General features: G+C 46.2%; 1 protein-coding gene. It reads left to right on the top strand.

Features of this window, described 5'->3' with window-relative positions:
* Positions 1–282, top strand: a 282-nt coding sequence (gene zapE, locus A3761_RS06945; protein ID WP_156491696.1) for an AFG1/ZapE family ATPase, incomplete at its 5' end; no start/stop codon positions are given.
* Positions 283–586 lie beyond the last annotated feature (304 nt).

The following is a 586-nucleotide window of genomic DNA, read 5'->3' as shown; positions in this document are numbered from 1 at the left end:
CCTAGAAGCCAGAATGACTACATTGAGATCGCAAGAGAATTTCACGCAGTGATCGTGAGTAACGTCCCTCAGATGAGTATCGATACAGATGATCAGGCGAGGCGCTTTATCAATATGGTTGATGAATTTTATGACCGCAGCGTTAAGGTGATTATCTCTGCTGAAGCGCCTATCCATGAAATTTACCAGGGCGGCAAACTTAGCTTTGAGTTCGAACGAACAGAAAGCCGTTTGTTAGAAATGCAAAGTCACGAATATCTAGAGCAAGCACACAAGGCTTAATAGCACTCAAAGTAGGCGGGTTCTCTGGCCGCGCAGAACGAAACCGCCGTACCATCTGACTACTCCGAGGCAGAACCTGCGCCCCGAGACGGGCCGCCTACATAAGCCTTGGTAGCGCTCCAAGGAAGGCGGGGTCACCGGCCGCGCATAATCGAATCCCTAAGCCGTTTTTTACTCTCTCATTCTAAGCTTGCAATAAATGATCAACTTTATTGCTATGAAATATCATTGAGACCTTCGCTTAGCCAGCTATCCTAATAATGCGTTTTCCATTCAATGGACGAACAAATTTTATAGGATAAGT

The sequence above is a fragment of the Oleiphilus sp. HI0123 genome (assembly GCF_001635315.1).
The sequence above is the reverse complement of the archived record's forward strand: the minus strand, read 5'-3'. Positions and strand labels throughout refer to the sequence as shown.